Source organism: Azospirillum sp. Marseille-Q6669, assembly GCF_965111635.1.
This window is the reverse complement of the sequence record NZ_CBCOOP010000004.1, coordinates 471446-486079: the sequence shown is the minus strand read 5'-3', so window position 1 is coordinate 486079 and position 14634 is coordinate 471446. Positions and strand designations below refer to the sequence as shown.

General features: G+C 68.6%; 14 protein-coding genes. 1 reads left to right on the top strand and 13 read right to left on the bottom strand.

Translation table 11 applies throughout. The features are described from left to right. Positions 1-96: 96 nt before the first annotated feature. The 3 genes from ACWPXE_RS23685 to ACWPXE_RS23675 all read right to left on the bottom strand — a co-directional run bounded on the left by ACWPXE_RS23685 (position 97) and on the right by ACWPXE_RS23675 (position 3244). Entirely contained in the window at positions 97-1368 is a 1272-nt protein-coding gene (locus ACWPXE_RS23685) for an amidohydrolase family protein (protein WP_454019783.1), read from the bottom strand. Between the two features lie 187 nt (positions 1369-1555). Continuing rightward, complete coding sequence (locus ACWPXE_RS23680; RefSeq protein WP_454019782.1) at positions 1556-2320, bottom strand: alpha/beta fold hydrolase; 765 nt, start codon at positions 2318-2320, stop codon at positions 1556-1558. A gap of 42 nt (positions 2321-2362) precedes the next feature. Further along, positions 2363-3244 carry a fumarylacetoacetate hydrolase family protein gene (locus ACWPXE_RS23675; RefSeq protein ID WP_454019781.1) on the bottom strand — a complete coding sequence of 294 codons (882 nt, stop codon included), beginning with the start codon at positions 3242-3244 and terminating at the stop codon, positions 2363-2365. Positions 3245-3469: 225 nt separating this feature from the next. Here ACWPXE_RS23675 and ACWPXE_RS23670 point away from each other — a divergent pair, with 225 nt between their 5' ends. Further along, positions 3470-4195, top strand: a complete 726-nt coding sequence (locus ACWPXE_RS23670) for a FadR/GntR family transcriptional regulator (RefSeq protein ID WP_454019780.1) — start codon at positions 3470-3472, stop codon at positions 4193-4195. A 252-nt stretch (positions 4196-4447) separates the two neighbouring features. On the opposite strand, the gene ACWPXE_RS23665 is transcribed toward ACWPXE_RS23670, so the two are convergent. From ACWPXE_RS23665 to ACWPXE_RS23620, 10 genes are all read right to left on the bottom strand, one after another. Further along, entirely contained in the window at positions 4448-5557 is a 1110-nt protein-coding gene (locus ACWPXE_RS23665) for a LacI family DNA-binding transcriptional regulator (protein ID WP_454019779.1), read from the bottom strand. Between the two features lie 44 nt (positions 5558-5601). Continuing rightward, positions 5602-6648: a deacylase gene (locus ACWPXE_RS23660; protein WP_454019778.1), complete on the bottom strand. Its 1047-nt coding sequence runs from the start codon at positions 6646-6648 to the stop codon at positions 5602-5604. A 90-nt stretch (positions 6649-6738) separates the two neighbouring features. Next, the gene (locus ACWPXE_RS23655; RefSeq protein WP_237906622.1) at positions 6739-7083 is read right to left on the bottom strand and encodes a RidA family protein; all 345 of its coding nucleotides are present in this window, start codon (positions 7081-7083) and stop codon (positions 6739-6741) included. A 35-nt stretch (positions 7084-7118) separates the two neighbouring features. After that, positions 7119-7922, bottom strand: coding sequence for a transporter substrate-binding domain-containing protein (locus ACWPXE_RS23650; RefSeq protein ID WP_454019777.1), 804 nt, complete (start codon positions 7920-7922; stop codon positions 7119-7121). 84 nt (positions 7923-8006) lie between these two features. After that, a complete protein-coding gene (locus ACWPXE_RS23645; protein ID WP_119509256.1) occupies positions 8007-8735 on the bottom strand; it encodes an amino acid ABC transporter ATP-binding protein in 729 nt (242 codons plus the stop codon). Next, positions 8722-9372, bottom strand: a complete 651-nt coding sequence (locus tag ACWPXE_RS23640) for an amino acid ABC transporter permease (RefSeq protein WP_454019776.1) — start codon at positions 9370-9372, stop codon at positions 8722-8724. Before ACWPXE_RS23640 ends, ACWPXE_RS23645 begins: the two co-directional genes overlap by 14 nt. A 14-nt stretch (positions 9373-9386) precedes the next feature. Next, entirely contained in the window at positions 9387-10055 is a 669-nt protein-coding gene (locus tag ACWPXE_RS23635) for an amino acid ABC transporter permease (protein WP_237906619.1), read from the bottom strand. A 21-nt stretch (positions 10056-10076) separates the two neighbouring features. After that, on the bottom strand, positions 10077-11375 hold the full coding sequence (locus tag ACWPXE_RS23630) for an alanine racemase (protein ID WP_454019775.1): 1299 nt from the start codon (positions 11373-11375) through the stop codon (positions 10077-10079). A gap of 325 nt (positions 11376-11700) precedes the next feature. Continuing rightward, complete coding sequence (locus ACWPXE_RS23625; RefSeq protein WP_454019774.1) at positions 11701-12585, bottom strand: NAD(P)-dependent oxidoreductase; 885 nt, start codon at positions 12583-12585, stop codon at positions 11701-11703. Positions 12586-12670: 85 nt separating this feature from the next. Then, a complete protein-coding gene (locus ACWPXE_RS23620; protein ID WP_454019773.1) occupies positions 12671-14560 on the bottom strand; it encodes a TRAP transporter large permease in 1890 nt (629 codons plus the stop codon). Positions 14561-14634 lie beyond the last annotated feature (74 nt).

The window sequence follows — 14634 nt, the reverse complement described above, 5'->3', positions numbered from 1 at the left end:
CGGTGACCCGGCCGTTGCGAGCGTCCGTGCTCCCGGGAAGAAGGCGGAGCCTCCGCCGGGAGCGATGCGCTGGGAGCGGCCGGGCCTGGATTGGTTTCAGACACGCTCGCGTGGGGCGGGGGCTTCCGGCGCCTTGTGGAAGACGCCGTCCTTCATGATCGCCAGGAGGCGCTTCCGGTCCTGCAGGATGGTGACGTCCGCGAGAGGATCGCCGTCGACCAGCAGCAGGTCGGCCAGACAGCCCTCCCGGATCATGCCCAGCTCATTGCCCATGCCCATGATCTGCCCGGCGGACCGGGTCGCGGAAACCAGGGCTTCCATCGGCGTGAAGCCGAGCAGATTCACGAAAATTTCGAGGTCGCGGGCGTTTGTACCGTGCGGCTGCCATGCGAACCCGTAGTCGCCGCCGGGGAGAACCCGGATGCCGCGCTTGTGCATCTTCCTCATGCTGTCGACGGCGATCTCCAGCTCGTGTTCGTACTGCTGCGACAGCGGCGATCCGGGGGCGATGCCATACGCGCCCGCTTCCCGGGCCGTGGTGAGCAGCCACGCCAGACCGGGCGCCACGAAGTGCCGGTCCTTCACCGCTTCCAGCATGTCGAGGGCTTCCTCGTCCGCGTAGGAGGCGTGGAAGATGCCTTCGATGCCGAACTCGACGCACAGCTTGACCGATTTGGAGGAGCGCGCGTGCGCGCACAGGGTCTTCCCGTGCATTTTGGCTTCGCTCACCGCCACGGCGATCTCTTCGCGCGCCATCGGGGTCACCTCGGCCCCGACTCCGGTGATCTCCTCGCCCGACAGGTTCAGCTTGATGTTGTCGACGCCGTATTTGATGAACTTGCGGACGGCGCGGCGGACCTCCTCCGGCCCGGACACGATCATGCCGAAATTCAGGCCCTCATGCTCGATGTGCGGCGGCGACGTATCGCCAAGTCCGCCGGGCGTGGCGATCTCCTGTCCCGCCGCGCGGTACCGCGGCCCCGGAATCTGGCCCGCGTTGATCGCGTTGCGGATGACCACGTCCAGGCGGGGCTTGGCGGCGGCGGCGCCGAAGCCCGCCGTGAAGCCGGCGTCCAGCACCAGCTTGGCCATGTCGGCGGCGAAGAGGACATGCTCTTCCGGCGGCATCTGCTGAATGGCCGCGAGCGTGGGCTGGTTGTTCCACGACAGGTGCAGGTGCGAGTCGATGAGGCCCGGCATCAGCGTGGCGCCGCCACCGGCCACATGGCGGTGCGCGTCGCGGGAGATCGTCCCTTCCTGCCTGGAAATCTCGGCGATGCGGTTGCCTTGGACCAGCACTTCGCCGGCAAAGGGCTGCTCGCCGGTGCTGTCGAGGACGCGCACGTTGGTGAAGAGAGTCGTTTGCATCGTTTCCTCCTGGTCGATCGGGGATGCCGGTTTGCCGGCTTATTGTTTCGTTCGTGCTTCGGATGGTTTTGCCGGGATCGTGGCTCCGCCATCCGAACGATACCGCCGCTTCTTGATGGGCCATTCCTTTGATGGGCCGCGTCCGCCATGGGGACGCGTCACGGCGGTGCGCTTTTCCGCAAGGTGCTCAGGCGACGGAGAACAGGAAGTTGATCAGCGCTTCGTTGACCGCCGCCGGACGCTCGAACGTCGTCCAATGGCCGCAGCGATCGAGAATGCGCAGGTTCGATCCCGGGATCTTCGACGCCAGGACCCGCACGGCCGGGGGTGGCGCCGTGCCGTCCTCGTCGCCCGTGATGAGCAGCGTCGGGCAGGCGATCCGCGCCACGTCGGCGGGCTCGGCGGCGGCCAAGGCCTCGCAGGTGCGGGCATAGCCTTCCGGGTCCTGGCGCATCAGGATCTCGCGCACGAACGCCGCCACTTCCGGCCGGTTGGCCTTGGTGTCGGCCGAGGTGCCGCCCTGGACGACCGCATCGGCGATGCCCACCATACCGTCGGCGCGCGCTTTGGCGGCGCGGTCGCGGAGCGCCGGACGGGCGGCCTCGGGCGGCGCGTGAAGCGGCCCGATCAACGACAGGCTGCGCACCCGCTCCGGCTGGCGGACGGCGAGATGCTGGCACACGACGGTGCCGAGCGAATGGCCGACCACATGGGCGCGCTCGATGCCGCGGCTGTCGAGGACCGCCACGACCGCATCGACGAAGCCGGAAATCGAGACGTCGTCGTTGATGGCGCTTCGCCCGGAACCGGGAAGGTCGAAGCGCACGCATTGGAAGAACCGCGACAACGCGCCGACCTGCGGGGTGAACACGTTGGAGGTGCCGCCCAGGCCATGGACCAGGATCACCGGGTCGCCCGCGCCGTGAACCTCGACAGCCAGATGCTGTGCCATAAGGTGTTTCCCTTGTTGCCGTTGCAGAATGGCCGCCCGTGCTCAGTCGAGCACGTTGCTGAGCCGGCCGAGCCCGTCGATCTCGATCGTCACGCGGTCGCCCGGCTTCAGGAACTTCGGCGGGTTGAAGCCGATGCCGACCCCGGCCGGCGTGCCGGTGGCGATGATGTCGCCGGGGTACAGCGTGATTCCGGCCGACAGGGTCTCGATCATGGTCGGAATGTCGAAGATCAGATCGCGCGTGTTGGCGTTCTGGCGGAGTTCGTCGTTCACCCAGCAACGCAGCGCCAGGTTGGCCGCGTCGACCTCGTCGGCCGTCGCCAGCCATGGTCCCATCGGGCAGAAGGTGTCGAAGCTCTTGCCCAGGAACCACTGCTTATGGCGCGACTGCCAGTCACGCGCCGTCATGTCGTTGATGATGACGTAACCGAAGATATGGTCGTAGGCTTCGGCTTTGGTGATCCCGCGGCCCCCCTTGCCGATGACCACACCCAGTTCGGCCTCATAGTCGAGGCTGTCGCTGACCCCGTGCGGGTAACGGATTGGATCACCATTGGCGATCACCGTCTCCGGCGGCTTCGTGAAGAAGATCGGCGCTTCCGGGATTGCGTCGGCCGCCACCTTCGACCCGGCGTCGAAACCGCTGCGGGTAAACTCGTGGGCATGGTCGTGGTAGTTCTTGCCGACGCAGAAAATGTTGCGGTCGGGACGCGGGATCGGCGCGTCGACACGGACGTCGGCCAACGGAATCCCCACGGAACCAAGCGTTATCTCGCCCTTGGCCGCGTCGTAACGGCGGATGAGATCGAGCATGTCACGGACCGGTTCGCCGAGAACGGATTCGATCGGCCAAACCCGCTGCGTGTCCGGATCGATCACCCCGACCTTGCGGCGTCCATCATGTTGGAAGGTGACGAATCTCATGCGCTGCCTCCTCTGATCCAAATATGAACCATTATCAGGACCAATGCGACGCTATCAGCGCCATCAGTGATCCAATATGACGATCACGGCTCATGATTGGTCAAGAAGAAAATGCGCCTGGTCCATTTTTTCCAAACCGGTTGTCTGGATCCGTAAGCTGGAACCCTAAAATTGAGATTGCGCGGCGGCTGAGGGCGCGCCATATTGGATAAAGAATGGAGCAAAATGCTGGTGGAACGGGTTATGGACGCGCTGAATCTCAGGGATCGGGCTGCTTCCGGAGCGAGCGCGGTTGTTGCGTTGATCGAACAGGGCATTGCCGACGGAACCTGGGGTCCGGGCACCAAGCTGCCGACCGAGCGTGAATTGGAGAAGCGCTTCAACGTTTCCCGCAACACGCTGCGCAAGAGCCTTCGAGTGCTTGAGGAGCAGGGCAAGATTGTCCGCCATGTGGGCCGCGGTTCGTTCGTCACATCGGAAGCGACGGTGAAGGCCACATCCGAGGATCAGAGCCTGACCAGCCGCATCATCGGCGCCAGCCCGGCGGAAGTCATGGAACTGCGCCTGATGGTCGAGCCGCAAGCGGCAGAGCTGGCCGCTGGGCGGGCCACCGCGGCGGATCTCCACCGGATGGAGGAATGCCTGGCCCATGCCGAGCGCGCCCAGGACATTCCGGAATTCGAACACTGGGACGGCATGCTGCACGTGGCGATCATCGGCGCGGCCAAGAACGGCTTGCTGGCGGATGTTTACGACGCAATCAACGCCATCCGAAACCAGCCGGAATGGGCGCGCCTAAAGGTGCGCAGCCTCACGCCGGCGCGGCGCGCCGTTTATGAGGAGCAGCACCGGCGCATCGTCAGCGCGCTCAAGGACCGTGACGGGGATCAGGCCCGTGCCGCCCTTCAGGAGCATCTGCTGCAAGTCCGCACCAACCTCCTGGGAAGCTGAACCTGAGCCACCGTCATGCCGGTGGGGGAGGGGAGCGAACAGGACGCCGAGCGTGGCTTGGCCAGGGCATTGCCCCGTCCAAACGCGCCATGTTTCGGAAGGGCGGGGGACCCGGTGCTTTCCCGGTTTGGGCGTTGCGCCAGCCAAGGCGGCGTGTTGCGCTGTTGCCCACGCAGCCATTTCGTCCATCCCAGGCTGGTTTGTTGCCAGCCGCTGGCGGTCCGGCACCGCCAGCTCAAGCCCAAGCGCGCGTCAGCTGCTGCCGCGGCGGGTCAGCGTCAGCTCGACGGCGCGGGTCGGTTCCGAAGGCATCTCGCCGCGCATCCGTTGCAGGATCATTGATCCGGCTTGGCGGCCGAGGTCGCGGCTGTCGATCCCGATTGTGGTCAGTCCGGGCGGCAGCTCTTCGGCGATGTCGTTGTGGCCGAAGCCGAGGATGGCGATGTCGTCGGGCAGGCGCATGCCCAGCCGGCGTGCCTCCAGCAACGCGCCGGTCGCCAGCAGGTCGTTGGCGCAGAACACCGCCTCGACCGCCGCGTTGCGCGACAGGAGGTTGCCAAGCGCGCGGCGGCCGTCGACCATGCTGCTCACCCCGTCGACCGACAGTTCGGCGACGATGTCGAGACCAGCGGCGTGGGCGCCCTCGCGGAAGCCGGTAAGGCGAAGGGCGCCGCGGCCGCTGCGGCGGCCGATGAAGCCGATGCGACGATAGCCGCGCTCGGCAAAATGCTCGGCCGCCAGGCGGCCGCTGTCGATGTTCGAGAAGCCGACCAGCATGTCGATCGGGTCGCGGGGATAGGCCCAGGTCTCCATGATCGGGATTCCCAGCGCCCGCAAAGCCCGCCGGTTCTCCTCGATCTCGATGACGCCGGTGAACATGACCGCCGCCGGACGCATCTCGCGCAGCGACTGGATCATCGTCGTCTCCTTGGCGTAGGAGTAGGAGGTCTGCCCGATCATCAATTGGTAGCCCTGAGGCTCCAGAACCTCGCCGCAGCCCTGCACGGCGAGGCAGAACTGCTGGCTCTGCAGATTCGAGACGAAGGCGGCGACGATGTTCGACTGGCCGGACCTCAGCGCGCGGGCATGGGGGTTGGTGGCGTAGCCGGTGCGCTCCACGATCTCCAGGATTTTGCGGCGCTTGGCCTCGGCCACCTTCTCCGGCTGACGCAGGGCGCGCGAGACGGTGATCGGCGAAACCCCGGCAAGCCGGGCGATCTCGACGATGCGCGGCGGAGTCGCCCCGTCGCGAGCCGTCCCTTCGACCGCGTCCCCGTCGCTTGAAGGAAGCGGTTCCACTGCCCGCAGGCGGAGGACGTCGTCGATGGTCGGCGGCCGCTTTGCCGCACCGGTGTCACTCATGCCGCCCGTCTCCCGTCTGTTGGTCCGCGGTTGTCAATCCGCGATCAGGCCGCGCGCGCCAGGATGCCCGCCTCCTCGACCGGACGCGCCACCTGGATCAGGCAGTCGCCGGCCTCGCTGTCGCTGTGCAGGCGCCGCGAGATGACGATGCCCGCCTCCTGGAAGCGGAGTTCCTCCTCCGGCTGGTCGAGCCGCGTCAGGTCGTGGAACCAGCCGGCGAGGTCACCGGCGGCGACCCGCGCCCCGATGTCGACCGCCGGTTCGAACCAGCCGCGCCGCAGCGCGTAAATCGCCTGCCGGTGGCTGTCAAGCTGAAGCAGTTGCATGGGCAATTGCATGGGGGCAGGGGCGGCCCCGGCGACCGAGAGCACCGGCGCATCGGTCAACCCGACGGCGATCAGCAGGTTGTCGATCGCGCGGGCGGTATAGGCCATGGTCTCCGGCGTCACCGTGCCGCCGCCGCCGAACTCGCCGCTGATGCCGATGACGCCGGCCCGCGCCGCGGCCGCCATCGAGGTCGGGGCCGTGGCGCCGTTTTCCGCCACGAAGCCGTAGGGCATACCCAGCCCCTGCATCAGCTCCAGGGCGCGGCTGAGCCGATCGGGCGTGCCTTGCCGCTCGATCAGGGCGCAAGGCAGGTGGGCCATGGAGGTGCCGCCGGAATGGAGGTCGAACACCACGTCATGGCGCGGGAACAGCTCGTGCTCGAGGAAATGCGCCAGCCGGAAGGTCGGCGCTCCGGCGGGGTCGCCGGGAAAGGCTCGGTTGAGGTTGCCCTCGTCCAGCGGCGAGCGGCGCCGCGCCGCCATCACGGCCGGCGCGTTGGTGGCCGGCAGGATCGTCACCTCGCCGCGGATGCGCGCTGGGTCGAGCCGGCGGAACAGGCGGCCCAGCAGCAATTCGCCTTCGTACTCGTCGCCATGGTTGCCCGCCATCAGCAGCACGCGCGGACCAGCCCCGTTGCGCACGCGGCAGACCGGAACCTTCACCTGATAATAGGGGGACCGATCCACCGAGAACGGGATGCTGAGGAAATCCAGCGACTTGCCGTCGGCGGCGAAATCGAGCGCGTGGTAGAGGCCAGTGTGCATTCCAAAAACCTTGTGGCGGAGGGGCGTCCTAACAGCGTTTGCCAGGGCAGCGGCTGCCCGGCGCGCCCTCCGGTTCGCCTAAGAGGCCCTTCAGAGGGCGGCGAGGGCCGTCATCTCGACCCGCAGGTCCGGATCGGCCAGCCGCGCCTCGGTGCAGGCGCGGGCCGGTGGGTTGGCGGGGTCGATCCAGGCGTCGTAGACTTCGTTCATGGCGTCGAAGTCGGTGATGTGCGGCAGGAAGACGTTGACGGCGACCAGCTTGGACTTGTCGGTGCCGGCCTCCTCCAGCAGGGCGTCGATCTTCGCCAGCACGTCCCGGGTCTGCTCCCGGATCGAGCCGGTGCGGTTGTTGGCGACCTGACCCGCGATGTGGACCATGCCCTGGCAGACGACGGCCTGGCTCATGCGCGAACCGACCTGGAACCTCGTGATCATCGAATGAAACCTCTCTTGCGATGTCGAACGGCGGATTACATCTGCGGAAGCGTCTGCTTTTCCTTGAACCACTTCATCTGAAGGGCGCTCAGCTTGCCGTTCTGGCGGTTGTAGAACAGGAAGGTGTTGATCCAGTTGACCATATCCTGTTCGCCGTGGCGGACGGCTACGTGGGCCGGCGACTGGCGGATCAGGAACTTCAGCTCGACATCCTTACCGGGATTGTCCTCCGAGACCTTCAGCGCGATGGCGCTGTTCTCGGCGAAGGTCTCGACCTGGCCGGCCAGATAGGCGGCGATGGCGCCGGGGGTGTCCTCGAAACGGACCAGCTTGGCGCCGGGGGCGTTGTCGGTCAGCCAGATGTCGAGCGTCGAGCCCTTGGCGACGCCGATGCTGTGGCCCTTCAGCTCGGCCGGATCGGTGGCGGTGGCCATCGCCTTCGGCCCGTAGACGCCGAGATTGACCGCGGCGTAGGGCTGGGAGAAGGTCACCTGCTGGGCGCGCTCCGGCGTCGCGCCGGCGGCGGCGATCAGCACGTCCACCTTGTTGGCGAGCAGGCTGGGGATGCGGTTGGCGCCGGTCACCTGGACCAGATCCAGCTTCACGCCCATGTCGGCGGCCATCAGCTTGGCAAGGTCGATGTCGAGGCCGGCGGCCTCGCCCTTGGCGTCCTTGAAGCCCCAGGGGGCGGCGTCCAGCAGCACGCCGACGCGCAGCTTGCCCGCCGACAGGACGTTCTGCAGGGCATCCGCCTTCGCGGCGGAGGGCAGGGCGGCGGAGGACAGGGCAACGGTGGCGCAGACCGCCACGGCGGCGGCAAGGGTCCGGAAGAGTCTCACGACATTGCTCCTCTGTTCTGGTCGTTGTCCGGCCCTTGTCCTGACCTTGGCAGGCGATGCGGGGGCCGTTTCGGGGAAATGGGATCAGCGCGCGGAGGCGATGAAGCTCCGCAGTTCGGGGGTGCGGGGATTGGCGAAGAGTTCCGCCGGCGGCCCCTCCTCCCAGACGCGGCCCTGGTGCATGAAGACGATCTTGGAGGCGACGTTGCGGGCGAAGCCCATCTCGTGGGTGACCAGGACCATCGTCATGCCCTGCCGCGCCATGTCCTCCATCACCTTCAGAACCTCGCCGACCAGTTCCGGGTCGAGGGCCGAGGTCACCTCGTCGAACAGCATCAGCTGCGGCCCCATGGCGAGGCAGCGGGCGATGGCGACGCGCTGCTGCTGCCCGCCCGAGAGCTGGGCCGGATAGGCGTCGATCTTGTCGGCCAGCCCGACGCGGGCCAGCACGTCCAGCGCCAGCGCCCGGCCTTCCGCCTTGGCGATCCGCTTGTTGAGGATCGGGGCCAGCGTGATGTTGCGTTCCACCGTCAGGTGCGGGAACAGGTTGAAGGCCTGGAAGACGATGCCGACGCGCTGGCGGAAGCCGCGCAGGTTCGGCATGTCGGTGCGCACCGACTGGCCCTCCACCGTGATCTCGCCGCCGTCGATGCGCTCCAGCGCGTTGATGCAGCGCAGCAGGGTCGATTTGCCGGAGCCCGACTTGCCGATGATGGTGACGATCTCGCCCTCGTCGATGCTGAGCGAAACCCCCTTGAGCACCTCGATGGAACCGTAGCTCTTGGTAACGTTCTTGATGTCAACGAGCGCCATTGAGACGGGCCTCCAGGGAACGCGCCCACAGGGTGAGCGGCAGGCAGGCGGCGAAGTAGATCGCCGCGACGATCGAGTAGACCAGCAGGGGCTGGAAGGTGGCGGCGCTGACCAGCTGGCCGGCGCGGGCGAGTTCGACGAAGCCGACGATGGAGGCCAGCGACGTGCCCTTGATCAGTTGGACCAGGAAACCGACGGTCGGCGGCAGCGCCATGCGGAAGGCCTGCGGCGCGATGACGTAGCGGAACTGGTGCCAGGTCGACAGGCCGAGGCAGGCGGCGGCCTCCCATTGCTCGTGCTTCACCGCCTCGATGCCGCCGCGCCAGATCTCGCCGAGGAAGGAGGCGGTGTAGACGGTCATGGCGATGCCGACGGCGACCAGAGGCGACATCTCCACGCCGAGGAAGACCGGCATGCCGAAGTAGAAGAACATCAGCAGGCCGAGCAGCGGGACGCCCTGGACGATCTGGAGGAAGGCGGTGGCGGACCAGCGCAGCGCGCGGCGGGCGCTGGTCCGCATCAGGGCGAGCGCCAGCGCCAGCGGAGCGCCGAAGGCGAGCGCGATGAGGACGAGGACGCCCGTCCATTGCAGCGCGCTGAGCAGCGACAGGAAGTCGGCGAGGGAAAAGGAACGCATGGCCGGTGTCTCCGTCAGCGCCGCACCGGCCAGCGGAAGGCGAGGCGCCCCACCGCGGCGAACAGCAGTTTGAAGCTCATCACCAGGGCGAAGTAGATGCCGCAGATCACGGCATAGACCTCGAAGCTGCGGTAAGTGCGCGTCTCGATGAAGCCGCCGGTGTGGAACAGCTCCTCCGCCGAGATCTGCGAGGCCAGCGAGGTGCCGAGCAGCAGCAGGACGAACTGGCTGGTGAAGGCGGGGTAGACGCTGCGCAGGGCCGGCGGCAGCACGACATGGCGGAACACCTGCCAGCGGGTCAGCCCCAGGCACTGGCCGGCCTCGACCTGGCTGCCGGGGATGGCGTCGAGCCCGGCACGGACGATCTCGGTGCAGTAGGCGCCGAAATAGAGGCCGAGCGCGATCGCCGCCGCCTCGAAGGCTCCCATCCGCAAGCCGAAGCCCGGCAGCACGAAGAAGACCACGAACAGCTGGATCAGCGACGGCGTGTTGCGGATCAGCTCGACATAGCCGCGGATCGCCCAGCGCACCGGGCGCGGCCCGCTGCGCACCGCCGCCGCCCCGGCGACGCCGATGGCGGTGCCGATCACCGCCGCGACCAGGGTCAGCAGCAGCGTGTGCAGCGTGCCGTCGATCAGCTGGTCCTGGTAGCGCAGGAGCTGTTGGAAATTCAATGTCTGCATGGCGTGTCTGGCCGCCTTGGATCAGCCGAAGAAAGTGCGGTAGGCGCTGCGGACCCGCCCGTCGGCGCCGAGGCCGAACAGCACCCGCCAGCGGTCGATGCAGGTGCAGGGGTGCGAGATCCCGAACTCGACGATGTCGCCGACGGCAAGGTCATGGCCCGCCGGCACGGCGACGAAGGCGTGCTGGTCGTTCAGCCGGGTCACCCGCAAGCCCTCCGCGGAGAGCGCGCTGCCGTCGCGGTGGACCAGCAGGGGCCGGGGGAGGTCCTGGTCGAAGGAGGCGTCGCGCATGCCGAAGCCGCAGATGGCCAGTTCCGGTTCCGGCCGGGTCAGAACCTCCGCCCACAGGCGCAGGGCCGGGCGGAATTCGGCTGCCGTGGCGCCGCCGCAGGCGAACCCTTGCCGGGCGTCGAGCGCGCCGAGAGCGCGTTCGTAGACGCCGTGGTCGTGGAAGAAGATGGCGCCGCTGCGCAGCACCAGCGTGGCGTTGCCGTCCGTCGCGGCGACCGGCGCCAGGCCGGTCACCACCATGTCGAAGAAGGCGGAACCGCCCGCGGTGAGCAGCAAAGGCCGCTCCGGAGCCAGCGCGCGCACCAGCGCGAAGGCCTCCGCCGTGCGCCGCATCAGGGCGGCGATGTTGGCGGCGGTCTCGGCCGGATCCGCGGTGGCGACCGCCCCTTCGTAGGTGGCGACGCCGTCGAGAACCAGCAGGCCGGGATGGCGGACGACCGCGGCGAGGATCGCGTCCACCGCCGCCCGGTCGCGGGCGCCGGCGCGGCCGGCGCCGACCTCGACCAAGACGGGCAGCGGACGTTCGGGGGGGCGGCCGGCGGCGCGCGCCGCGGCGGCGAGCGTCTCGACCGCGGCGGGGGAGTCGGCGAAGGCGCGCAGGTCGGCGTCGGGATGTGCGGCGAGCAGCGCGCCCAGCCGCTCGCCGCTGGCCCGGCCGCCGATCTCGTTGGCGAGGATCAGCCGGGTCACGCCGGCGCGCAGCAGAACGGCCGCCTGCTGCAGGTTGGCGACGGTGGCGCCCCAGGCGCCGGCCTCCACCAGGGCGGAGGCCATCTGCGGGGCCATCGGCGTCTTGGCATGGGGCGCCAGCGCCACGCCGTGGCGGCGCGCATAGGCGAAGATCAGATCGCGGTTGGCGGCGAAGGCATCCTCGTCGAGCGTCAGCACCGGAAGCGCCATGTCGCCCGTGGCCGGCCGCCAGCCCCGGGCGCCGACATCACGCAGCCGCAGCGGCGCCGTCCCAGGTGGCACCCCCCGGATGCTGTCGTCCAAACTGCTGTCGAGCAGGGCATCGAGAAACACGCTCATGATGGGACAATCCTGATCGGCCGGATGAGGGCGAGGCGAAAACGCCCAATGACAACGTTATCATAGCGCTGTCAGACGCGAATGACAACGTTGTCATCGAGGTTCGTGGATTTCTTTTTCCTTGCCGGCTCCCTCGGCGGCGAGGCGCACCGGGGGCCCTCATCATCGAACCCTGCCGTCGTCGTGCCGAAAGAAAAAACGCCGGGCGAAGCCCGGCGACCTGATGCGCCCCGGATGACGACGGTTCAGCGTGAGCCGCCGGCATCCGGAGCGAAGACCGTCATGACCGATGGAGCGCCGTCGTTTCCTTGACGACGCCCCCGCCTCACCCTGGCGTGACGCCGTTGAGCAGGTGATAGCTGCGGATCACCTGGCTGTCGTCCATCGCGCCTTCGCCGCGCCCGGAGGCCGAGAGGAACATCTGGTGGGCGACGGCGGCCAGCGGCAAGGCGGCCTTGGCGCCGCGACCGGCCTCCAGGACGATGCCGAGATCCTTGACGAAAATGTCCACGGCGCTGGTGATGCCCGGCTCGGCCTCCAGCATGCGCGGGCCGCGGTCCTTCAGCATCCAGCTCGACGCGGCGGAGCCGCTCATGATCTCCAGCAGGACCGCCAGATCGACGCCGGCCTTGGCGGCCAGCGAGAAGGCTTCCGCCACCACGGCGATGTGGACGCCGCACAGCAGCTGGTTGACCGTCTTCACCGTGGCGCCTTGCCCCGGCGCCTCGCCGACGTGGAAGACCTTGTCGCCCATCGCCGCCAGGACCGGGCGCACCCGCTCCACCACCGCGGTCGGGGCCGCCGCCATGATGGAGAGCGTTCCGGCCACCGCCCCGACCGTCCCGCCCGACACCGGGGCGTCCACGAAGCGCCGTCCCGCCGCCTCGACCCGCGCGGCGAGCGCGGCGACGGCGTCCGGCGGACAGGTCGCCATCAGGATCACCGTGGCGCCCTCCGGCAGGCGGTCCAGCGCGCCCTGGGCGAACAGGACGGACTCGGCTTGGGCAGCGTTGACCACCATCAGGACCAGCGCGTCGGCCCCTTCGGCGGCGGCGGCGGCGCTGTCCGCCCCCCGCCCGCCGCGGGCCTCCAGAACGGCGACGCTCTCGCGCCGCACGTCGAAGCCGCGCAGCGCGAAACCGCGTGCCAGCAGGTTGCACGCCATCGGCATGCCCATGGAACCGAGGCCGATAAAGCCCACCGTCGTCATGGCCGTATCACTTTCCTGAACGGAAGAAGGAGAGGAAGGCCCGATCCACCCGTCGGGAAATCGGGGGGCCGGGCCGGAAGGCGGATCAGAGGAAACCGATGGAGATCCAGGGCACCGCCGCGACGACGATCAGGCCGATGGTCAGCGCCACGAGGTAGCCGATGATCGGCTTCATGCCTTCGTCGGGGTTGATCCGGCTGATGGCGCAGGCCGCGTAGTAGCCGACGCCGAAGGGCGGGGCGAACAGGCCGATGCCCATGGCCAGGATCACGATCATCGCGTAATGCACCTCATGCACCCCCAACTGGCGGGCGATGGGGAACAGCAGCGGGCCGAACAGCACGATGGCGGGGATGCCCTCCAGCACGCTGCCCAGGATGATGAAGGCGATGATCGACACCACGATGAAGACCGGCACCCCGCCCGGCAGGGCCCGCATCGCCTCGGCCAGCGAGCTGGAGAAGCCGGACTGGGTCAGCGCCCAGGCCATGCCGGTGGCGGCCCCGATGATCAGCAGGATCGCCCCGGACAGCGACGCCGTCTCGACCAGCATCGGGTAGATGCGGCGCCAGTCGAACTGGCGATAGATCAGCAGGCCGGCGACCACCGCGTAGACGATGCCGATGGTCGACACTTCGGTCGCGGTCGCGACACCCTCGATCACCGCGGCGCGGATGATGAAGGGCAGCGCGATGGCCGGCAGCGCGATCAGGAAGGCCTTGCCGACCTCCGCCTTGCTGGCGCGGCGGACGTGGGACAGATCCTCGTGGCGGTAGCGCCACCAGACCAGAGCCGCCAGAGCGGCGCCCAGCACGATGCCCGGCAGCAGGCCGCCGGTGAACAGGGCGGCGATGGACACGCCGGTGACCGAGCCGATGGTGATGAGGACCAGCGACGGCGGGATGGTCTCGGTCTGGGCGCCGGTGGCCGACAGCAGGGCGACGAGGTCGCCGGGCTTGGCGCCGCGCGCCTTCATCTCGGGGAACAGCACCGGGGCGACCGCCGCCATGTCCGCCGCCTTCGACCCGGAAATGCCCGAGACGAGGTACATGGCGCCGATCAGCACGTAGGACAGGCCGCCGCGCACATGGCCAAGCAGGCTGGCCAGGAAGCCGACCATGGCGCGGGCCATGCCGGTCATCTCGATGAGCTGCCCGAGGAAGACGAACAGCGGCACCGACAGCAGGATCAGGTGGCTCATCCCCTCGTCCATGCGGCCCACCATGACGATGGCCGGGGTCGAGGTGGCGAGCGCCAGATAGCCGAAGGTCGCCAGACCGAAGGCGAAGGCGATGGGCAGGCCAAGGAACACCATCGCGCCGACGCCCACCACGAAGAAGAGCAGCAGGTTGTAGTTGCCGAGCCCCGCGAACAGCGGCGCCGCCAGCGCCATGACGCCGACCACCGCCGTGACCGCCACCACCGCCCGCAGCACGTCGGACGGGCGGCCCAGCCGCGCCAGCCGAAGCAGCGCCACCGCGATCATCAGGACGAAGCCCACCGGCAGCGCGCTAGCCCGCCAGGAGTTGGGAATGTCCAGCGCCGGCGTGGTGACCCACACCTCCTCCACCGCGAACTCGTAGGCCGGCTCGGCCATCAGCAGCAGGAAGGCCAGCGCCGCGGTGATCGCCACCACGTCGAGGAACGCCTGGGTGCGGGGCTGGAGCATGCCGACGATCGCGGTCATCCGCATGTGCTCGCCCCGGCGCAGCGCCACGACCGAGCCGAACATGGCGAGCCAGAGGAACAGGATGGAGGCCAGCTCGTCCGACCAGATGATCGGGCTGTGCAGGAGATAGCGCCAGATGACGCCGACCAGCAGGACGCCGACCTCGGCGAGCACCAGCAGTGCCGCCGGTGCCTCGACCAGCAGCCCGATGCCGCGGTCCAGCCGGTCAAGCCAGCCGGTGCCGGCGCCCGATGGCCGCCCGGCGCCGTGAACGGCGGCGTCCGCCGTGTTGACGGGAGTGTTCATGGTAACCAGCCCTTCGCATGAACGATCGGTGGTGGGGACGATCGGTGATGGGGAAGCGGCCGGCCCCGCAGGAC